We start from the raw sequence: 20712 nt of genomic DNA, 5'->3' as shown, positions 1-20712 counted from the left end.
ATGAGTGCACCTGCGACACCGGAGACGGATGACCGGGTCGAGGCGAAGGGGGCGGTGAACCTCGTCCTCGCCCGGCCCGAGGTCGGCGCCCTCATCGGTGCCGTCGTCGTGGCGGTGCTCTTCCTCGCGGTCGCGCCGTCCTTCCGCAGCGCCGGCAACACGGGGACGATCCTCTACGCCGCCGCCGCGATCGGGGTCATGGCGGTCGGGGTCTCGCTGCTCATGGTCGGCGGCGAGTTCGACCTGTCCACCGGCGTCGCGGCCACGGCCTCGGGCATCACCGCGGCGCTGGTGGCGTGGAACTTCGGGTTGAACGTGTGGGTGGGCGTCCTCGCGGCCCTCGTCTTCTCGCTGCTCGTCGGGGCCTTCAACGGGTGGCTGCTCATGCGCACCGGGTTGCCCAGCTTCCTCGTCACCCTGGGCACCTTCTTCATCCTCCAGGGCGCGAACCTGGCCGTCACCCGGCTCGTCGGCGGGACCGTCTCGACGCCGACGATCTCCGACATGGCCGGGTACGAGTCGGCCCGGTCGGTCTTCGCCTGGGAGGTGAACCTCGGCCCGGTGAGCATCAAGGCGCTCGTCGTCTACTGGGTCGTGCTCGTGGTCCTGGCCACGCTCGTGCTGCAGCGCAGCCGGATCGGGAACTGGATCTTCGCCGTCGGTGGCGACGCCGAGGCCGCCCGCGCGGTCGGAGTCCCCGTCAAGGCGGTCAAGATCGGCCTCTTCGTCTTCGTCGGCTTCTGCGCCTGGGTGCTCGGCATGCACCTGCTCTTCGCCTACCAGGTGATGCAGTCCGCCGAGGGCGTCGGCAACGAGTTCATCTACATCATCGCCGCCGTCGTCGGGGGCTGCCTGCTCACCGGCGGCTACGGCTCGGTCGTCGGCGCCGCACTCGGGGCGCTGATCTTCGGGATGACCCAGATGGGCATCAACTACGCGGGCTGGAACGTCGACTGGTTCTACACCTTCCTCGGCGTGATGCTGCTGCTCGCCACCCTCGTCAACACGTTCGTGCAGAAGAAGGCTGGTGGACGATGAGTACCGCAGTCAGCAGCGACCGCCGACCGGCGGACGTCCAGCCCCTCGTCGTGATGAAGGACGTCGGCAAGACCTACGGCAACGTCCACGCGCTGCAGGGGGTCCATCTCGAGGTCTACCCCGGGGAGGTCACCTGCGTCCTCGGGGACAACGGCGCCGGCAAGTCCACGCTCATCAAGATCATGGCCGGGCTGCACGAGCACACCGGAGGGGTCTTCGAGGTCGGCGGCGTCCAGCGTCACCTCGCCTCGCCCCGGGCAGCCCAGGCCCTCGGGATCGCGACGGTCTACCAGGACCTCGCCCTCGCCCCGCTGATGTCGGTGTGGCGCAACTTCTTCATGGGCAACGAGCTGCGCAGGGGGCTCTTCCTGGACTCCCGTCGGATGAAACGGATCGCCGACGAGGAGCTGCAGAAGATGGGCATCCACATCGGGGACCTGGACCGCCCGGTGGGTGGCCTCTCCGGCGGGCAGAAGCAGTGCATCGCCATCGCCCGGGCGATCTACTTCGGCGCCAAGGTCATCATCCTCGACGAGCCGACGGCCGCCCTGGGCGTCAAGCAGTCGGGGGTCGTGCTGCGCTACATCGCCAAGGCGAGGGACGCCGGGCTCGGGGTCGTCTTCATCACCCACAACCCGCACCACGCCCACCTCGTGGGGAACCACTTCCTCGTGCTCAAGCTCGGCCGGCTCGTCCTCGACGCCCACCGCGACGAGCTGACGCTGGACCAGCTGACGGCCGAGATGGCCGGGGGACAGGAGCTGGACGAGCTGCAGCACGAGCTGCGGGGCGTCGAGGCGGGCAAGACCGTCGACCCGGACGACCCGGAGGTCGAGCTCAGCGGTCCGGGCAAGCCGCAGGTGAGTGACGGATGAGCCCGCTCCCTGAGGTGCGACGAAGGAGCCTCGAAGGGAGCGCACGGTGAGCCCCCTTCGCGTCGGGGTCGTCGGGGTCGGGGTCATGGGCGCCGACCACGTCCACCGACTCGCGACCCGCACCGCGGGCGCCGAGCTGGTCGCGGTGGCTGACCCGGACCGGGGGCGGGCGCAGGCGCTCGCCGCGGACGTCGGTGACGCGATCAGCGTCCATGCCGACCCGCTGGAGCTCGTCGCTGACGAGCGGGTCGATGCGGTGCTGCTCGCCTCGCCGGGCGCGGTGCACACCGAGCAGCTGCTCGCCTGTCTGGAGCGAGGGCTCCCGGTGCTCTGCGAGAAGCCGTTGACGATGGACGCCGAGAGCTCCGAGCAGGTCGTGCGGGCCGAGCAGGAGCTCGCCCGGCCGCTCATCCAGGTCGGCTTCATGCGCCGCTTCGACCCGGAGTACGCCGAGCTGCGCTCGATGATCGGCTCGCAGCGGTGGGGACGGACCCTCGTGCTGCACCAGATCCACCGCAACCTCTCCGTGCCGAACCCGCGCTTCCGCTCCGAGATGATCGTGCGCGACAGCCTCGTGCACGAGGTCGACTGCGCCCGCTGGCTGCTCGGTGAGGAGATCACCGCGGTGCAGGTCATCGCGCCAGCGCCGACCTCGCACGCGCTGGAGGGCGTCGCCGACCCGCAGATCACGATCTTCGAGATGGCCTCCGGCGCCGTGGTGACCAACGAGGTCTTCGTCAACAGTCGCACCGGCTACGAGGTGCGCTGCGAGGCCGTCGGCGAGAGTGGCAGCGCGATCATCGGGCGACCCGGCAGCGGCATCTACACGACCGCCGTCGACGAGACCGGTGGCGGCTGGGGCGGGCGGATCGTCCCCGACTACCGGGAACGCTTCGCCCGGGCCTACGACCTGGAGGTCCAGGCCTGGGTCGACGCGGCCCGCCGAGGGGACGTCGTCGGTCCGGGCAGCCGGGACGGGCTGGCCGCGACCCTGGCCTGCTCCGCCGGGATGGAGTCGCTGCGGACCGGTGCCCGGGTCGAGGTGCCGCAGGCTCCCCTCGCTCGTTGTTAATATGTCCTGACAAAGACGTCACAAGGAGACCCCATGTCCACGACCACCGGGGCGACTGCCCGGATCACCCACCTGCTCGGCCACTCCTCGTGGGAGGGGGAGGCCGCGCGCACGAGCGAGGTCTTCAACCCGGCCACCGGTGAGGTCACCGGGCGTCTCGACCTGGCGGACGCGGGGGTCGTGGACCAGGTGGTCGGTCACGCGGCGGCGGCCGCGCGGGAGTGGGCCGCGGTCTCCCTCGCGCGACGGACCCGGGTCCTCTTCGCCTTCCGGCAGCTGTTGGAGGAGCGCACCGATGAGATCGCGAAGGTCATCACCGCCGAGCACGGCAAGACCTACGACGACGCGAAGGCCGAGATCTCCCGCGGCCGGGAGGTCGTGGACTTCGCCTGCGGCATCCCGCACCTGCTCAAGGGCGGCTTCTCCGAGAACGTCTCGACGAGCATCGACGCCTACTCGATCCAGCAGCCGCTCGGTGTCGTCGGCGTCATCTCCCCCTTCAACTTCCCGGCGATGGTGCCGCTGTGGTTCGTCCCGATCGCGGTCGCCGCCGGCAATGCCGTTGTCATCAAGCCGAGCGAGAAGGACCCCACCGCGGTCAACCTCATCGCCGACCTGTGGCGCGAGGCCGGCCTGCCCGACGGGGTGATGAACGTCGTGCACGGAGACAAGGAGGCCGTCGACGCGCTGCTGGACCACCCGCAGGTCAAGGCGATCTCCTTCGTCGGCTCCACGCCGATCGCCCGCTACGTCCACGAGCGGGGCGTGGCCGCCGGCAAGCGGGTGCAGGCCCTCGGCGGCGCGAAGAACCACATGCTCGTCCTCCCCGACGCCGACCTCGACCTCGCCGCCGACGCCGCGGTCTCCGCCGGGTACGGCGCCGCGGGGGAGCGGTGCATGGCGATCTCGGTCGTGCTCGCCACCGACACCATCGCGGACGAGCTCGTCGTCAAGATCGCCGAGCGCACGAGGACGCTGCGCACCGGCGACGGGATGACCGGCACGGACATGGGCCCGCTCGTCACCCGGGCCCACCTGGACAAGGTCACCGGCTACGTCGAGGAGGGGGTCCAGGCGGGCGCCGAACTCGTCATCGACGGACGCGAGGGGGCCGACGACCTCGGCCCGGGGTTCTTCCTCAAGCCGACGCTCTTCGACCGGGTCCGGCCGGAGATGTCGATCTACACCGACGAGATCTTCGGGCCGGTGCTCTCGGTCGTGCGGGTCGGCTCCTACGACGAGGGGCTCGGCCTGATCAACGACAACCCCTACGGCAACGGCACGACGATCTTCACCAACGACGGCGGCGCGGCGCGGCGCTTCCAGCACGAGGTGGAGGTCGGGATGGTGGGCATCAACGTGCCGATCCCCACGCCGATGTCCTATTACTCCTTCGGCGGGTGGAAGAACAGCCTCTTCGGCGACACCCACGCCCACGGCGTCGAGGGGGTGCACTTCTTCACCCGGACCAAGGCGGTCACCCAGCGCTGGCTGGACCCGAGCCACGGCGGGCTGGACCTGGGCTTCCCGCAGAACGACTGACGACGGTCGTGGGGCGAAGGGAGCGGCGGCGCCCCCTTCGTCCCACCGCCTGACAGACTGGAGCCGAGACCGACGCGCAGGAGGACCCCGTGGCACCCATCCCACCCGAGGACATCGAGACCCATGGGCACGCCGGGCTGCTCATCGGGTCCCAGTGGAGCCCCCCGGGCGCCCCGACGTGGGTGGCGGTGCTCGTCCACGGCTACGGTGAGCACATCGGCCGTTACGCCTGGGTCGCCGACCGGCTCACCGGTGACGGTGCCGTCGTCTACGGGCACGACCACCTCGGGCACGGGCGCAGCGAGGGCGAGCGGGTGCTCATCGAGGACTTCGAGGACGTCGTGGCGGACCTGCACCTCCTCGTGCAGCGTGCCCACGAGGAGAATCCCGGTCTGCCGCTCGTGCTCATCGGGCACTCGATGGGCGGGATGATCGCGGCGCGCTACACCCAGCTCCACCCCGAGGAGCTGTCTGCCACGGTGCTCTCCGGGCCGGTGCTGCACTCCTGGGAGCCGACGGCGCTCGCGGACCTCGAGGAGATCCCCGAGACCCCCGTCGACCCCAGCACGCTCAGCCGCGACGAAGGGGTGGGGGAGGCCTACACCCAGGACGAGCTGGTGTGGCACGGCAGTTTCAAGCGCCCCACGCTCAGGGCGATGAGTGCCGCGATGGCCGCCATCGACGAGGGTGGTCGCCTCGCCGTCCCCACGCTGTACCTTCACGGGGAGGACGACGGACTCGTGCCGATGGGCCCGAGCCGCGAGGGCTGGGAACGGATCGCCGCGGCGGACTCGCACGCCTTGACCTACCCCGGCGCGAGGCACGAGATCTTCAACGAGACCAACCGTGACGAGGTGCTCGGGGACGTGCTCGACTTCGTGCGGGAGCACCTGAGCGACTGACACCGCTTCCCGAGGTTGCCACCGGTCGTGACTCGCGGGTATGACGTGCACTCATTGTCGGGCGCGCCGCGAGTCGCCCGAGAAACCGGGTCTGGACAGTGGTCTGCAGCACGAGTGCCCGTCATACCCGCGCGTAGGTAAGCGGAACCGGTCCCCGAGGGGCGACGCAGCGGTCCCTGAGGTGCGAGGCCGCCCGCGGCTCGGGTCCCACGTCCCGCGTGAGCGCCTCGAAGGGCGCCAGCGAGGAGCCTCGTGGGGTCACCGCCGCGCAAGAGCCTTCAGCCGGACCGTCGGGTCCACCAGTTCCGCGGGGTCGAGCACCGCTCCGGAGGAGATGATCCGCTCGGCGGCGCGCACGTCCTTCGCGATCGCGGCCCTCCCCACTCCGGCCGCGCAGACCACCCGACCGGCGTCGTCGAGCCCGAGGTGGAGGGTGCTGCCGTCCGGCTCCGGACGCTCCAGCCAGGTCCTGGCAGCGACCGCCATCCCGGAGACCTGCAGTGAGAGGTCGTACTGGTCGGACCAGAACCACGGCACCGCCGCGTGCTCGGGCTCCTCGCCGCGGATCGAGGCCGCCGCGGTCACCGCCTGGTCGTGGGCCATCCGCCAGGACTCCAGTCGCTGCCGGCGGCCCAGCACCGCGACCGGCCCGCTCACGCAGTCACCGACCGCCCACACCCCTGGGGCACTCGTGCGCATCTGCTGGTCGACGACGACCCCGTCGTCGACCTCGATCCCGGCCGTCCGCGCGAGGTCGGTGTCCGGGGCGGTGCCCACGCAGGCGAGCACGTGGTCCACGAGCAGCTCCTCGCCGTCCTCGAGCCGCGCACGCCACTGCCCGGACTCCCTCGTCAGGGACGCCACCGTCGTCGACAGCCGGAGGGACACCCCCTCGGCCTCGTGCCGGGCGACCATCTCCGCGGCCACCGGGGCGGGCACGGCCCGGCCCATCGCCCGGTCGGCGACCTCGACCACGCTCACCTGCAGGCCGCGGGTGCGTGCGCTCGCGGCGACCTCCATGCCGATCATGCCGGCCCCGATGACGAGCAGGTGGCCGCCTCCGGTGAGCGCGGAGCGCAGCGCCAGCGCCTCGTCCCAGGTGCGCAGCACCGGCACGTTCCCCGGCAGACCCGGGACGGTTCGAGCCCGGGCGCCGGTCGCCAGGACGAGCCGGTCGAAGCGCAGATCCTCCCCGCCGGCCAGGCGCACCGACCGGGCACCGACGTCGATCGCCTCGGCGCGCTCGCCGGGCCGCAGGGTCAGCCCGGGGACGTCCAGGCGCCCGCCGCGGTAGGGTTCGACGGCCTCGGGGATCTCGTCGAGCAGCACGTTCTTGGACAGCGGCGGCCGCTCGTAGACCGGCCGGTACTCCTCACCGACCAGGGTGACCGTGCCCTCCCATCCCGCGGTGTGCAGCTCGTGGGCGACCCGCGCTCCGGCCTCGCCCCCGCCGATGATGACGACATCCATGCCCCCAAGGTGGCACACCGTCTCGGGACCTCGACCTCAGGTGTCGCCGGCCCGGGAGCGCACCTCCTCGATCGTCACCGGACGGTGCTCGGCCGCCGAGAGGGTCGCCGCCTCGGCGGTCCACGCGGTGCCCATCGCGTCGTCGACGGTGCAGGGGTTCTCGATCTCGCCGGCGGCGAGGCGGGTGAAGGCGGCCAGCTCATCACGGAAGGCCGCCGCCAGGCGGTCCATGAAGAATGCGTGCGCCGGGCCCGTGGGCCAGGTCGCGCCAGGGTGCGTCGAGCGAAGGGGGAGCCCCTCGTCCAGGCCGGCGGCGACCGCGTCCTCCACCCCGTGCACCTCCAGCCGCACGTCGTAGCCGCGGCCGTTGGTCCGGGTGTTCGAGACGACCCCGATGGCGCCGCCGTCGAGCGTGAGCAGGACCGAGGCACTCGTGTGGTCGCCGTGCTCGGCGTACATCTCCGCGGGAGCATCCGGGTCGACCGAGCCGACCGCGTAGACCTCGAGGACCTCCAGACCCGTCACCCAGCGCACTGCGTCGAAGTCGTGCACCGAGCAGTCCCGGAAGATCCCGCCGCTGCCCGCGAGGTAGGACGAAGGGGGCGGGGCCGGGTCCAGGGTGGTCGAGCGGATCGTCGTGACCCGTCCGAGGTCACCGGCGTCCACCGCCTCGCGGGCGGCGACGAAGGCCGGGTCGAACCGGCGGGGGTAGCCGATCTGCACGGGCACGTCCGAGCCCGCCACGGCGTCGCGTACCGCGAGGGAGTCCGCGACCGTCCCGGCGATCGGCTTCTCGCAGAAGGCCGGGACCCCCTTCGCCACGGCCGCGCGCACGAGGTCGGCGTGCACCGGTGTGGCCGCGGCGATGACGACCCCGTCGAGCCCGGCCGCGAGCAGCTCCTCGGGGCTCGCCACGGCCCGCACCGACGGCAGCCGCCGCGTCACGGCGTCGACGGCCGCCGCGACCGGGTCGGTGACGACGAGCTCGGTCACGCTCTCCATTCCGGCGAGGGTGGTCGCGTGGAAGGAGCCGATGCGTCCCAGTCCGATGAGTCCGATGCGCATGCTCAGTCCTGCCCTCCGATGACCTGCTGGTCCCAGTCGATGACGGATCCGGTGACGACGCCCGAGCGCGCGGAGATGAGCAGCACGACGGCGTCGGCGATCTGCTCGACCTGCCCGAGCGTGCCCATCGGCAGGCGCTCGCGGGCCCGCTCGACCCAGTCCCCGCCGGCATCGTGGAAGCGGCGCTGGGTGGCGTCCTCGCCCTCGGTCTCGGTCCAGCCGATGTTGAGCGCGTTGATCCGCACCCGGTCGAAGCGGTGGGCGTGGGCGGCGTTCTTCGTCAGCCCGTTCAGCCCGGCCTTCGCGGCCACGTACGGCGCCAGGTACGGCTGGCCGCCGCGGGAGCTGATCGAGGAGATGTTCAGCACCGTCCCCGGCTCACCGCGGCCCACCATGTCCGCGACCGCGGCCTGCATCGTGAAGAAGGGCCCGCGCAGGTTGGCCGCGATGTGCCGGTCGAAGAGCTCGGGGTCGGTCGCCAGCAGGGTGCCCCGGTCGGTGAGGCCGGCGCAGTTGACGAGGCAGTCGATGCGCCCGTGCCGCTCGATGGTCGCGGCGACGAGATCCTTGGCCTGCTGGGGGTCGGCGATGTCACCGACGACGGCGCTCGCGCGTTCGCCGAGGTCGGCGGCGACGGCCTCGGCGCGCTCCCGGTGGCGGCCGGCGACGACGACGGTGCCGCCTTCGCGCACCGCGGCGCGGGCGACGCCGGCCCCGACACCGGAGGTGCCGCCGACGACGAGGACGATCCGGTCGGCGAGCAGCGTGTCCATGGCTCTCCTCAGCTGGTGCGGCGGGCGTGGGTGTGGGCGGCGATGCGCTCGGCGAGCGCCTCGGGCGGTGCGCCTTCGGCCAGCGAGCGGCGCACCACGTCGGCCTGCGAAGGGGGCGACATCCCGTCGACCGGCTGGTCCCGGTCGAGGTTGGTCGGGAAGGCATAGCCCTCGGCGGCGGCCGCGACGGCGTGCTCGACGTCGACGCCGGCGGCCTTGCGGGAGAGGAGCGTCGGGTAGATCGCGGTGACGATGCGCTCCCGGTCGACCGACTCCATGGCCCGGCCGAAGGGGGAGGAGATCTGCAGCAGGTTGGCCATCCGCCGGGTGTCGCTCGTCGTGTTCGAGCCGGCCGCGTGGAAGAGGGCCGGGTTGAAGAAGACGGCGTCCCCCTTCGTCAGGGGCAGTTGGACGTGGTGCTCGGTGAAGTACTCCTGGAAGTCCGCCAGCCAGTAGGCGAGGTAGCCCTGCGGGTACTTCTGCGAGTGCGGGAGGTAGAGGGTCGGACCGGACTCGACCGGCATGTCGCAGTGGGCGATCGCGCCCTGCAGGGTGAGCGCTGGAGACAGCGCGTGCACGTGCCGCGGGTAGCGTTCGGTGGCCTCCGGCGAGGTGAAGCCGAGGTGGTAGTCGCGGTGCACGGTCTGCGCGAGGCCGCCGGGGCCGACGACGTTGACCTGGCTGGTCACCTGGTACCCGGGGCCGAGCCAGGCGCGGGCGGCGAGGGCGAGCAGGTCGCCGGCGTAGTAGTCGACGAAGTCCTCGGGGTGGGCGACGGCGAGCTTCTCCAGGGCGTTCCACACCCGGTCGTTGGCGCCGGGCGGCGCGAAGTGGTCACCGGTGGCGCCCCCTTCGCGACGCTGGGCGGCGATGATCTCCTCGAAGTCGGCGGTGACACGGTCGATCACCTCGGCCGTGAGCGCGCCGCTGATGACGAAGATGCCGGCGCCCTCGGCGAGCACCTCGGCCAGCTCGACCTCGACCCGCTCGGCGCCCTCCTCGGTGGCGCTCGCCGCGCGCAGGACCTCGGCCGAGTAGACCGGTACCTGATGCTCGAGCCGTTCGGCGTGCTCGGGGAGGGTCTGCTCCTGCCGGGCGAGCAGGTCGGCCAGGTCCTGCACGCGGCACTCGGAGCGGCGCATCCGGGAGGCGTCGGGGGCGGGCGTCGTCGTCATGCCTCCCAGCCTCCCCCCTCGGGGGGCCAAACCGGAAGAGGCCGGCCGCTCAGACCACCGACCAGTCGGCCATCATCATCCGGTCCTCGTGCTCGAGGTTGTGGCAGTGCATGACGTAGCGGCCGCGATAGCCCTCGATCGGGACGAGCACCTCTGCGCGGGAGGCGGGGCCGACATCGACCGTGTCCTTCCACGCGGGGGCGCCGTCCTGCTCGACCTGGAAGTGCACCAGATGGGCGTGGACGGGATGGTGCACGTCGGTCGTGATGCGCCACCGCTCGACCGTGCCCAGCTCCGCGGTGAAGAGGTCGTGCCCCGGGCGGTAGGGCTGGCCGTTGATCGACCACATCGGCAGCGACCGGTCGCCGCCGGAGTGCGACCCGTGCCCGCTGGGCATCGGCTTTCCGAGGGCGAGGTGGAAGTCGCGCGTGCGCACCACGCGCGAGGGGTCGATCGGGTCGATCACCGACAGCCGTTCGGGGACACGGGAGTCGTCCTTCCCCCTTCGCGCGACGTCGAAGCGCATGACCAGCCCCATGTCCCCGTCGCCGAGGCGGTTGACGAGCGTGACCTGCTGGCCGACGCGGTAGGCCGAGAAGTCGATGACGACATCGGCCCGCTCGGCGGGGGCAAGGGTCAGCGAGCGGCGGCGGTGGGGCCGGGTGAGCAGCCCCTGGTCGGTGCCGACCTGGACGATCTCGCCGCCGGGGTCGAGGGCGAGCTCGAGCCGGCGGGCGTTGCAGGCGTTGAGGACCCGCACCCGGTAGCGCGCCGCGTCGACGTCGGTGCGCGGCCACGGGGCACCGTTCACGAGCATGCAGTCACCGAGCAGCCCGCCGTGGTAGCGCCGCTCGATGCCGTGCTCGGTCATCGGGTAGAGCAGCTGCGCGTCCTCGCCGAAGGACCGGTCGGTCAGCACGAGTGTCAGCTCGCGTTCCTGGCGCGGCAGCCCGAGATCCTCCTCGGCCGGGTCGCGCAGCACGAAGCCACCGGCCAGACCCGCGTACACGTTGGGACCGGTCAGGTCCATCGTGTGGTCGTGGTACCAGAGCGTGGCCGCCCGCTGCCGCAACGGGTACCGGTAGACGCGGGAGGTGCCCGGCCCCACGAGGTCGGTGGGGTAGCCGTCGTCGCGAGGTGGGGTCACGCCGCCGTGCAGGTGGTTCACGACCGGGTGGTCCAGCTCGTTGCGCAGCGTGAGGTGGAGGGGCTCCCCCTTCGTCGCCTCGAGGAGGGGGCCGGGGAAGGTGCCGTCGTAGCCGGCGATCTCCGTGGTGCGCCCGGGCAGGATCTCCGTGCCCCGTCGGCGGGTGGTCAGGGTCCCCTTTCGCCCACCCCCGCGAAGGGGGCGTGTCCTCGCGGTGGCCAGCGGCGGGAGGTCGGTGGTGAAGGGCTTCGGGAGCGGGACCTCGCTCGGCAGCACGGCCCCGGTGGATCCGCCCGGTGCCGTCAGCGCGACGCCGCAGGCGCCCAGCGCCACCCCGGCGACCACGCCCCCGGACAGCCCGAAGAGCTGGCGGCGGGACAGGCTCATCGGGTGGCGCTCCTCGTCCACGGCCAGATCGCGAGCCACAGCGCGAGGGCGACGAGCAGCACGCCGAGCGGCACGTGCACCGCGAGCACGCGGGTGTGACCGATCGCGATCTGGGCGATCGTGAGCACCGGGAGCAGCAGGCAGACCAGGCCCAGCCCGATCCGCCGGCTGAGCGCGGCGAGCACGAGCCCCACGAGGGCGGTTGCCGTGACCGGGAGCAGGAGCACGCCGCCGACGACCGAGTGCATCTCGAAGGCAGTCCACGTCCCGTCGAGGAAGGAGCCGATCGAGATCGGTTGCAGCGCAAAGAGAGTCGCCTGCGCGAGGGTCAGCAGTCGGAAGACCCAGAGCGTCGCGAGGTGGGTCGCCGAGGGGCCCGCCGGTGGGGCGGTGAGAGCGGGTGCGGCCATGGTCTCGACGCTATGGAGCGAAGGGGGCCGCCCACCATCCGACGGGCACCCGCGTGGGGGTGGGGCTGGCCCCCTTCGTGCCGCGGGGGATTGACCCTCACGCGACGTGAGGCCCCACGCTCGTGCCATGACCGGGATCGCGCAGCACACTGGAGCAATGGAGGCGCTCACGGTGGGTCAGGTGGCCGAGACCTTCGGCGTGACGGTGCGGACGCTGCACCACTACGACGAGGTCGGGCTGCTGCACCCGAGCGAGCGCAGCCATGCCGGCTACCGGCTCTACACCGGGGACGACCTGGAGCGGCTGGGCACGGTGGTGCTCTACCGCCGGCTGGGCTTCCCGCTGGAGGAGATCCGTGAGCTGCTGGGGGCCGACGGCACGCAGGTCGTGGAGCACCTGCGGCGCCAGCGCGATGCGGTCGAGGCCAGGTTGGGCCAGCTGAGCGACCTGGCCGAATCCATCGATCACGCACTGGAGGTAGCGATGAATGACCGACCGGCCACCACGGAGGACCTGAAGGAGATCTTCGGTGAGGGCTACCAGGAGGAGTACCAGGACGAGGCGGAGCGGCGCTGGGGCGACACCGACGCCTGGCGCCAGTCCCGGGAGCGGACCGCACACTGGACCAAGGAGGACTGGGCGCGGGTGAAGGCCGGGACGGAGGCCTTCGAGTCCGACCTCGGTGCGGCGGTGCGCGAGCGCGTGCCGGCAGAGGGTGAGCGCGGGGCCGAGCTGGCCGAGCGGCACCGGGCGAGCATCGAGGTCTTCTACGACTGCGACCACGCCTTCCAGGTGTGCCTGGCGCAGATGTACCTCTCGGACCCGCGCTTCACCGAGCACTACGAGGACATCGAGCCCGGCGCGGCGCAGTGGCTGCACGACGCGATCGTGGCCAACGCCGCTCGCCACGCCGACTGACCGGGCTGGACCAGGGACCTACTCGCGGGTACGACGGGCACTCCATGCGTAGTCCTTGAGCTGATCCCGGATTCTTCGGGGCTGCGACAGGGCTGCAACTGGCAAGTGCACGTCGTACCCGTGAGTTACGCTGGTTACGGGCTGGGGCAGCGCCGGGCGCCCGCCGAGGCGAAGCCCAGCCAGGTGTGCCGGTTGCCCGCCCAGCACCAGCCGACCTTCGGGGCGCCCTTGCGGGCGCGGCTGTCGCGGCCGGTGCCGTTGCTGATCCAGAGGGCGGGAGTGCGAGCGTCCAGGCCACCTTTCGCCCTGGGCTTGCGGGAGCCGATCGTCATGAAGCATCGCCCCCGCTCGAGCCGCTCCGGCTCCTGCAGCAGCCAGCTGATCCCCTCGCTCACGGTGAGCGGCACGCGGCCGCGCTCGCGGATCGCCGGAAGCGCCTCTGCCGGTGACCAGTTCGCCATCCCATCGCCCCGCTCGACGTCGGTGATCCAGTAGAGGGGCGCCTCGGGCACCGTCTCACCGGGCGCCGGGACGAAGTCGGCGAGGTCGGTGAGGTCCTCGACGACGAAGCCGGGCTTGTCCCCCTTCGTCAGCAGCGGGGCCAGCTCCGCGGTCGGCACGAGCGAAGGGGACACCACGAGTACGCCACCGCCCTCCGGGGCGGCGGGGACGAGGTCGGTGAAGGCGGCTCCGGTGAGGCCGGCGAGGTCGGGGACCCCGAGGTCGATGAGGCGAGAGGTCTGGGCGGCGGCAGCAGTCATCGGGGGCGGAACGTCGGCGGGGGCGGGTTCCTTCCCGTGACGGGCTTCGCCCTTCGGCTCACGCCCTGGCGGGTATTCGCGCCCCAGGGACCGCCCTTCGAGGCTCGCTTGCTGCGCAAGCTCACACCTCAGGGACCGCCCTTCGAGGGTCGCCACCTCGACCTGGGAGTCGGCCGAGGCCATGCAGCAGGTCCTCGACATGGGTGTCGTCGAGGGCTCCTCCTCCGCGGTCGGCCAGATCGACGCCTTGGTCGCCGCCTGAGGACGCCGCGAATTCACCCGGGCTTCGCCGGGACGACCTGTCAGGGTCGTCCCGGCGAAGTCGTCCGCGCGTCGACTGGGGTCGACCACGTGAGTTCGACAGCAGGAGAAACATGTCCACCACCCCGAACCAGCTGGACCGTCGCACGTTGCTCGGGGGTGGCGCCGCCGCCCTCGGCCTCGTCGTCGCCGGGAGCTCGGCCCCCTTCGCCGCGCACGCCAGCGCCGCCCGGACCACCGGGATGGCCGCCGGCTACGGGAGGCTGCGCCACGCGGGTCCGCTGCTGGACCTGCCGGAGGGCTTCTCCTACACCGTGCTCGCCGAGTCCGGCACCACGACGGTCGGCGGGTACGAGGTGGCGGGCAACCAGGACGCGATGGGCTGCTTCGCCGGCCCCGACGGCGGCTCGACCGTCGTGTGTAACCACGAGATCGGTGGCAGTGACGAGGGCGTCGTCCCGCACGTCGACGGCCTGGTCTACGACGAAGGGGGCCGAGGCGGCACCTCCACCCTCGTGGTCACCGAGGACAACCAGGTCAGCGAGCACTACACGTCGCTCGCCGGCACCGTCGACAACTGCGCCGGCGGCATCACGCCCTGGGGCACGTGGCTGACCTGCGAGGAGACCGAGGAGCGCGCCGGGAGCAACGGCCACAAGCAGGACCACGGGTACGTCTTCGAGATCGACCCGAAGAGCCAGCGGGCCAACGTCGACACGGCGCCGATCCCGCTGAAGTTCCTCGGCCGGTTCGCCCACGAGGCCACCGCGGTCGACCCGAGGACCGGGCAGATCTACCTCACCGAGGACGCATCGGGCCCGAGCGGTCTCTTCTACCGCTGGACCCCGCCGGCCGGCTACTCGCAGGGCAAGGGCGCGCTCCACGAGCTCGCCGCCGACGGGGACGTGCAGATCGGCACCCTCGAGGCCCTCGTCGCCCGCGAGCGAAACGGCACGCACGTCACCGACCTGAGCAAGGCCACGAAGACGAACACGACGTACACGGTCGAGTGGATCGAGGTGCCCGACCGCGACGCTCGCGTGATGTCGGTGCGCAAGCAGTTCGAGGACCGCCAGGTCACCCGCTCCCGTAAGCTCGAGGGGCAGTGGTTCGCCGACGGCGGCGTCTACATCGTGTGCAGCTTCGCCCGGACCGAGGACGGTTCGCTGAACGAGCACGACGGCCAGGTGTGGTTCCTCGACCCGAAGAAGCAGACCATCACGCTGACGACGATCTTCGGGGTCAACCGTGACCCGGAGGACAGCGAGGCGGTCGACGGTCCGGACAACATCACCGTCTCCCCGCACGGCGGGCTCATCCTCGCCGAGGACGGGGAGGGCAAGTCCCACCTCATCGGGGTCACCGAGCAGGGCAAGTCCTACCCGCTGGCGCTGAACCGGCTCGATGACAGCGAGTGGGCCGGGCCGTGCTTCAACGAGGCCGGCACGACCCTCTTCGCCAACATCCAGGGCGACCCCGGCCGCACCTTCGCCATCACCGGGCCGTGGGGCCGGCCCTCGAACGCCTCCCCGAAGGCGAAGGGCCGGAGCTGATCAGCGCAGCGTGCCGCGGACGGCGTCGAGGACCCGCTCGTCATCCGGGGTGACCTGCGGGCTGAAGCGGGCGACGGGGGTGCCGTCGGCGTCGATGACGAACTTCTCGAAGTTCCACCGGATGTCGCCGGTCTCGCCCCCTTCGTCCGCGGTCTCCACCAGCGCCTGGTAGACCGCGTGCCGGCCGGGGCCGTTGACCTCGATCTTCTCCGACATCGGGAAGGTGACCCCGTAGGTCGTCGAGCAGAACTCCTGGATCTCCTCGGAGGTCCCCGGCTCCTGCCCGCCGAACTGGTTGCAGGGCAGGCCGACGACGGTGAAGCCGTTGTCGGCCTGTTCCTCGTGCAGCGCCTCCAGCGCGGTGTACTGCGGGGTCAGGCCGCACCTGGAGGCGACGTTGACCAGCAGCGCCGGCTTGCCGCCGGTGAGGTCGCGCAGGGTGCCGGAGGCGCCGTCCAGGCGGGCGATGGGTGTGTCGAGGATGCTCATGCCACGACCGTAGTGCCCCTCCGGACGTGCTGCCCAGACCGCGTGACTCCCATAGGGTCGGAGACATGATGCCCGGCCTCATCGCCTTCGTCGTCGTCACGGTGGTCCACCTCTTCGGGCAGGCCAGCGCCCCGGGCGGCGCACTGACCGACATCACCCAGGTGCTCATCGTCCCGGCGCTGGCGTGGGTGCTGCTCGCCGGCACACCCACCCCGAAGTCGCGGCTGGTCCGACTCGTCCTGGCGGCCCTCGTGCTCTCGTGGCTGGGGGACTCCCTGCCCCGGCTCACCCCGGACGGCAGCGAGATCGGCTTCTACCTCATGGTCGTGCCCTTCCTGCTGGCGCAGTTCGCCTACATCGCGGCCTTCCTGCCCTTCGCGTCGCGCTCGGTCGTCAGGGACATCCCGATCCTCACGGTCTACGTCCTCATCTGGCTGGTCGTCCTCGCGATCTTCACCATCGGCGGCGGGGGCATCGTCGCCTCGGTCGTGTACGGCAGCGCCGTCGTGGCGATGGCCGTCCTCGCGACGGGGATCGACCTGGTCGCCGGCATCGGTGGGGCGCTCTTCGTCGTCTCGGACGCGCTGGTCGGGATGCACGCCTTCCTGCAGGTCGACCTGCCGCTGCACGGCCTCTGGGTGATGCTCACCTACGCCCTCGCCCAGGTGTTCATCGTCCTCGCCGTCGCCCGCAGGGACCGGCTCGACGCCGACGAGCCGGCCGCGGAGCACCGACCGGACCTGCACCCGCAGGTCTGAGCGGGTGGAGGTGTACCGGCGTGCTGCGGCGCGCCGGATCACCTCGACCCGTGGCCGCGTCGCCCGCCTCAGCGCGTGGCGGCGACCGCCGCGTCCTCGAGGTCCTCGACCTCCGGCGGCGGGGTGCGCACGGTGAGGCAGGTGAGGATGGTGACCGCACCGAGGGCGGCGAGGAGCGCGAAGGCGGCGCTCGCCCCCTTCGCCAGCTGCTCGGTGGAGGCGTCGGACCCGGCGACGAGAGCCATGACGGCGATGGACGTCGCGGTGCCGGCGGCGCCGAAGACCTGCTGCGAGGAGCCGAGCAGCGCTGACCCGTGCGCGTAGAGGTCCTGGGGCAGGGCGCCGAGCCCGGCGGTGAAGAGCGGGGTGAAGAGCAGTGCCAGGGAGAGCGAGAGGAGCACGTGCAGCACGAGGATCGTCCACTGCCCGGCGGTCGGCACGAGCAGGGCGAGCAGCGCGAGGGAGAGCGTGAAGCCGATGCTGCCGGGCACCACGAGCGGGCGGGCGCCGTAGCGGTCGTAGAGCCGCCCGATGGTGGGACCGAGCAGCCCCATCGCGAGGCCGCCGGGGATGAGCAGCAGACCGGCTTCGAGGGTGGTCATGCCGAGGACGTCCTGCAGGTGGATCGGCAGCAGGATCAGCGAGCTGATGAGCCCGGCGAAGCCCACGCACATCGTCACGAAGGCCCCCGCGAAGCTGCGCACCCGTAGCGTGCGCAGGTCCATCAACGGGTCGCCGGAGCGCACGAGCGTCCGCTGGCGCAGCACGAAGCCGACGAGGGCCACGGTGGCGACTCCGGCCGCGAGGAGCGGGTCGATCACCGGGTCCGGGGCGGGCGCGCCGTCGGTGGCGCCGCCCCCGCCGATGGCGGAGAGGCCGTAGACCAGGCCACCGAAGCCGACGGTGGCGAGGGCGACGCTGGGCAGGTCCAGGTGGCTGTCCTCGCGCTCGCCGACGTCGGGCAGCCGGCGCAGCCCGAGCCACAGCGCGACGGCCGCGATCGGCAGCACGGTGAGGAAGATCAGCCGCCAGGAGCCCATGCGCAGCAGGATCCCTGAGACCGCCGGGCCCATCGCGGGTGCGACCGCGATGACCAGCGAGAGGTTGCCCATGGTCCGGCCGCGGTCGGCGACGGGGACGAGCGTCATCAGCGTGGTCATGAGCAGCGGGACCATCACGGCGGTGCCGGTGGCCTGCACGACGCGGGCGGCGACGAGGATCCCGAAGGTGGGCGCGGCGGCGGCGATGGTCGTGCCGAGCGTGAAGAGGCCCATCGCGAGGGCGAAGGTGCCGCGGACGGCGAGGCGCTGCATGATCCAGCCGGTCATCGGGATGACGACCGCCATGGTGAGCATGAAGGACGTGGTCAGCCACTGCGCGGACGTCGCCGGGACGGAGAAGTGGTCCATCAGCCGCGGGATCGCATTGTTCATGATCGTCTCGTTGAGGATCACGACGAACGTGGCGACGGTGAGCACCCGCAGCACGAGCGTGGTCTCTGCCGGAGTGGTGGGTTGCTCCGGGGCGGCTGCGGATGACATGCCCCCATGCTCCGGTACCCCACCGACAGCGGCCAAATGGTTTGTCGAAGGGGGAGGCCGGTACCCGGTACGAAGGGGGTGCGCCGACCCCCTTCGGCGGTGGAGACTCGGGGCATGTGCCGAAACATCCGTCAGCTGCACAACTTCGAGCCGCCCGCGACGAGCGAGGAGGTGCGCGCCGCCGCGCTGCAGTACGTGCGCAAGGTGAGCGGGTCCACCAAGCCGAGCCGGGCCAACCAGGAGGCCTTCGACGAGGCCGTCGAGGAGGTGGCCGCGGTGACCCAGCGGCTGCTGGACCAGCTCGTGACGAGCGCGCCCCCGAAGGACCGTGAGGTCGAGGCGGCCAAGGCGAAGGAGCGGGCGCGCCAGCGCTACCAGCAGGCGGGGTGATCTCCCGGTGTCCGGGGAGTGAGCCGGGAGTGACCGCCGACTTGCGAGATGGCCTCGCTTGTGGATCGGGCGTGTCGCGGCTTGTGGACGGCCGGATGCGAAAAAACTTTGGTTCCACACGCCGTGGGCGACGTTTTCGCAGGTCAGGTGGGGTGGAGGCGCCGAGGTCCACGATCCGTCCACAGAGATGTCCACGGGCTGTGCACAGCCACATGGCGCGTCCTCCACAGGTTGTCCACACCCGCTCCACAGCGTCATTTGGGCGTTGTCGGTGGGCGGTGCCACAGTCTCTCGAGTGACCACGAGTGAGCTGGAGACCCCGCCCTATTCCGAGGCGCCCTCCTACTCCTCCGGCCCCGATCGGCTGCCCCCGCAGGACGTCGGTGCCGAGCAGTCCGTGCTCGGCGGGATGCTGCTGAGCAAGGACGCCATCGCCGACGTCGGCGAGACGGTGCGGGCCAAGGACTTCTACCGGCCGGCGCACGAGCTGATCTACGAGGCGGTCGTCGACCTCTACAGCCGGGGCGAGCCGGCCGATGCGATCACCGTCGCGGACGAGCTGGGCAAGCGGGGCGACCTGCAGCGCGCCGGCGGGCAGGCGTACCTGCACGACCTGATCCAGTCGGTGCCGACCGCCGCCAACGCGGGCTACTACGCCCAGATCGTCGCCGAGCGCGCGGTGCTGCGCCGGCTCGTCGAGGCCGGCACGAAGATCGTCCAGATGGGCTACGGCGGCGGTGGCGACGTCGAGGAGATCGTCAATCAGGCCCAGGCCGAGGTCTACACCGTCGCGGAGAAGCGGGGCGGCGAGGACTACGCCCCGCTGTGGGACACGCTCAACGACACCATGACCGAGATCGAGGTCGCCTCGGGGCGTGGCGACGAGATGACGGGTGTGCCCACCGGCTTCCACGACCTCGACGAGCTGACCCACGGCTTGCACCCGGGGCAGATGGTCGTCGTGGCGGCGAGGCCCGCGACGGGCAAGAGCACCCTAGGCGTGGACATCGCCCGGGCGGCGGCGATCCACCACCAGATGGCGACCGCGATCTTCTCCCTGGAGATGAGCCGCAGCGAGATCACGATGCGCGTTCTCTCGGCGGAGGCGAGCATCCAGCTGCAGCACCTGCGTCGGGGCAAAATGAGCGACCCGGACTGGCGGAAGCTCTCCCGCGTGGTCGGCCGGATCAGTGACAGCCCGCTCTACATCGACGACTCGCCGAACCTGGCCCTGATGGAGATCCGGGCCAAGGCGCGTCGGCTGAAGCAGCAGCACAACCTGAAGCTCGTCGTCATCGACTACCTGCAGCTGATGACTTCGGGCAAGAAGGTCGAGTCACGTCAGCAGGAGGTCTCGGAGTTCTCCCGTGCCCTGAAGCTGCTGGCCAAGGAGCTCGAGGTCCCGGTCATCGCGATCAGTCAGCTGAACCGTGGCCCCGAGCAACGCACGGACAAGCGCCCGGCGATGAGTGACCTTCGTGAAAGTGGAAGTATAGAACAGGACGCAGACGTCGTTATACTTCTCCATCGCGACCGCGAGCCGGACTCTGAGCGCGAAGGGGAGGCCGACCTGATCGTCGCGAAGCACCGCAACGGCCCGACGGCCGACATCGTGCTGGGCTTCCAGGGGCACTACTCCAGGTTCTCGAACATGGCGAAGGACTCGGGCGGATTCTAACGAAACCGAGGTCGAGTGCGGGTTCGGAGCGCGTGTAGTCCTTAATGGTCGGGTGCTGGCTCGTCTCCCGCTACGATCCGTTCATACGCTACGGCAATGAAGTTGAAATAAAGCGGGCGCTGGGGATCGACTCGTGGCGGGAAGTGTCGAAGGACAAGGTGCTCCGTTTCGCCGCGATGATGCCGGGCATGGACACCGAGGTGGCGCTCAAGTCATCGAGCAGTTTCCGAACTTCAAGGAGTTCGCAGGCAGCGTCGTTGACGCGATTGAAACGGCGCAAGAGTCCACGCTGGGCGCAAACGAGCGCAGTGGCGAGCACGTTTACGACGCCTACCGAGAAATCCGGTCCATTCTCAAAGGTGAGTTGGACAGGGACGACGTGACATGGGAGCAGCGGAGATGGGGGATCGAACAGATCCAAGAGACGGGGCGCCAGCAGTTCAGCAAGGACAGTGAGAACAAGCAATTCTTGGACACCGTCTTCGGCAAGGTCATGCCCAGTTACA

Annotated in this window: 19 protein-coding genes and 1 pseudogene; 11 read left to right on the top strand and 9 right to left on the bottom strand. The window is 71.2% G+C overall.

Annotated features, from left to right (window positions below):
* The 5 genes from JCO01S_RS00095 to JCO01S_RS00075 all read left to right on the top strand — a co-directional run bounded on the left by JCO01S_RS00095 (position 1) and on the right by JCO01S_RS00075 (position 5429).
* Entirely contained in the window at positions 1-1038 is a 1038-nt protein-coding gene (locus JCO01S_RS00095; protein ID WP_068249223.1) for an ABC transporter permease, read from the top strand.
* Positions 1035-1913, top strand: a complete 879-nt coding sequence (locus JCO01S_RS00090) for an ATP-binding cassette domain-containing protein (RefSeq protein ID WP_068249221.1) — start codon at positions 1035-1037, stop codon at positions 1911-1913. The genes JCO01S_RS00095 and JCO01S_RS00090 overlap by 4 nt, the downstream gene beginning before the upstream one ends.
* A 46-nt stretch (positions 1914-1959) precedes the next feature.
* Complete coding sequence (locus JCO01S_RS00085) at positions 1960-2985, top strand: Gfo/Idh/MocA family protein (RefSeq protein WP_084342504.1); 1026 nt, start codon at positions 1960-1962, stop codon at positions 2983-2985.
* 33 nt (positions 2986-3018) lie between these two features.
* Entirely contained in the window at positions 3019-4527 is a 1509-nt protein-coding gene (locus tag JCO01S_RS00080; RefSeq protein ID WP_068249220.1) for a CoA-acylating methylmalonate-semialdehyde dehydrogenase, read from the top strand.
* Positions 4528-4616: 89 nt separating this feature from the next.
* Positions 4617-5429 (top strand): alpha/beta hydrolase, encoded by an 813-nt coding sequence (locus JCO01S_RS00075; protein ID WP_084342503.1) that lies wholly within the window; start codon positions 4617-4619, stop codon positions 5427-5429.
* A gap of 258 nt (positions 5430-5687) precedes the next feature.
* Here the strand turns inward: JCO01S_RS00075 and JCO01S_RS00070 are convergent, their stop codons facing one another.
* From JCO01S_RS00070 to JCO01S_RS00045, 6 genes are read right to left on the bottom strand one after another with little or no spacing between them, the layout of a single operon-like run.
* Positions 5688-6899: an NAD(P)/FAD-dependent oxidoreductase gene (locus tag JCO01S_RS00070; protein ID WP_068249218.1), complete on the bottom strand. Its 1212-nt coding sequence runs from the start codon at positions 6897-6899 to the stop codon at positions 5688-5690.
* A 36-nt stretch (positions 6900-6935) separates the two neighbouring features.
* Complete coding sequence (locus JCO01S_RS00065) at positions 6936-7964, bottom strand: Gfo/Idh/MocA family protein (protein WP_068249216.1); 1029 nt, start codon at positions 7962-7964, stop codon at positions 6936-6938.
* A gap of 2 nt (positions 7965-7966) precedes the next feature.
* Positions 7967-8737, bottom strand: a complete 771-nt coding sequence (locus JCO01S_RS00060) for an SDR family oxidoreductase (protein WP_068249215.1) — start codon at positions 8735-8737, stop codon at positions 7967-7969.
* A gap of 8 nt (positions 8738-8745) precedes the next feature.
* Complete coding sequence (locus tag JCO01S_RS00055) at positions 8746-9912, bottom strand: phytanoyl-CoA dioxygenase family protein (protein WP_068249214.1); 1167 nt, start codon at positions 9910-9912, stop codon at positions 8746-8748.
* A 49-nt stretch (positions 9913-9961) separates the two neighbouring features.
* A complete protein-coding gene (locus tag JCO01S_RS00050) occupies positions 9962-11485 on the bottom strand; it encodes a multicopper oxidase family protein (protein ID WP_218002192.1) in 1524 nt (507 codons plus the stop codon).
* The gene (locus JCO01S_RS00045) at positions 11443-11856 is read right to left on the bottom strand and encodes a hypothetical protein (RefSeq protein WP_068249212.1); all 414 of its coding nucleotides are present in this window, start codon (positions 11854-11856) and stop codon (positions 11443-11445) included. The genes JCO01S_RS00050 and JCO01S_RS00045 overlap by 43 nt, the downstream gene beginning before the upstream one ends.
* A 127-nt stretch (positions 11857-11983) precedes the next feature.
* Between JCO01S_RS00045 and JCO01S_RS00040 the strand changes: the two genes are divergently transcribed.
* Positions 11984-12775 carry a MerR family transcriptional regulator gene (locus JCO01S_RS00040; RefSeq protein ID WP_245634284.1) on the top strand — a complete coding sequence of 264 codons (792 nt, stop codon included), beginning with the start codon at positions 11984-11986 and terminating at the stop codon, positions 12773-12775.
* A gap of 134 nt (positions 12776-12909) precedes the next feature.
* On the opposite strand, the gene JCO01S_RS00035 is transcribed toward JCO01S_RS00040, so the two are convergent.
* Complete coding sequence (locus tag JCO01S_RS00035) at positions 12910-13536, bottom strand: DUF5701 family protein (protein WP_068249209.1); 627 nt, start codon at positions 13534-13536, stop codon at positions 12910-12912.
* A 374-nt stretch (positions 13537-13910) separates the two neighbouring features.
* On the opposite strand from JCO01S_RS00035, the gene JCO01S_RS00030 reads away from it, so the two are divergent.
* Positions 13911-15350: an alkaline phosphatase PhoX gene (locus tag JCO01S_RS00030; protein ID WP_068249208.1), complete on the top strand. Its 1440-nt coding sequence runs from the start codon at positions 13911-13913 to the stop codon at positions 15348-15350.
* On the opposite strand, the gene JCO01S_RS00025 is transcribed toward JCO01S_RS00030, so the two are convergent.
* Positions 15351-15839, bottom strand: a complete 489-nt coding sequence (locus tag JCO01S_RS00025; protein WP_068249207.1) for a glutathione peroxidase — start codon at positions 15837-15839, stop codon at positions 15351-15353.
* Between the two features lie 65 nt (positions 15840-15904).
* On the opposite strand from JCO01S_RS00025, the gene JCO01S_RS00020 reads away from it, so the two are divergent.
* Positions 15905-16597, top strand: coding sequence for a lysoplasmalogenase family protein (locus JCO01S_RS00020; RefSeq protein WP_068249204.1), 693 nt, complete (start codon positions 15905-15907; stop codon positions 16595-16597).
* Positions 16598-16665: 68 nt separating this feature from the next.
* Here JCO01S_RS00020 and JCO01S_RS00015 read toward each other — a convergent pair whose 3' ends face one another.
* The gene (locus JCO01S_RS00015; protein WP_084342502.1) at positions 16666-18138 is read right to left on the bottom strand and encodes a DHA2 family efflux MFS transporter permease subunit; all 1473 of its coding nucleotides are present in this window, start codon (positions 18136-18138) and stop codon (positions 16666-16668) included.
* Between the two features lie 114 nt (positions 18139-18252).
* On the opposite strand from JCO01S_RS00015, the gene JCO01S_RS00010 reads away from it, so the two are divergent.
* The 3 genes and pseudogenes from JCO01S_RS00010 to JCO01S_RS15585 form a co-directional block, all read left to right on the top strand.
* Positions 18253-18528 carry a DUF2277 domain-containing protein gene (locus JCO01S_RS00010; protein ID WP_068249201.1) on the top strand — a complete coding sequence of 92 codons (276 nt, stop codon included), beginning with the start codon at positions 18253-18255 and terminating at the stop codon, positions 18526-18528.
* 295 nt (positions 18529-18823) lie between these two features.
* Complete coding sequence (dnaB, locus tag JCO01S_RS00005) at positions 18824-20206, top strand: replicative DNA helicase (protein WP_068249200.1); 1383 nt, start codon at positions 18824-18826, stop codon at positions 20204-20206.
* 133 nt (positions 20207-20339) lie between these two features.
* Positions 20340-20712 (top strand): annotated as a pseudogene (locus tag JCO01S_RS15585) (hypothetical protein); the annotation flags it as partial.

It is taken from the genome of Janibacter corallicola NBRC 107790 (assembly GCF_001570965.1).
GTDB lineage: Bacteria > Actinomycetota > Actinomycetes > Actinomycetales > Dermatophilaceae > Janibacter > Janibacter corallicola.
Note: the sequence above shows the minus strand (reverse complement) of the source record. Positions and strands in the feature narration are given on the sequence as shown.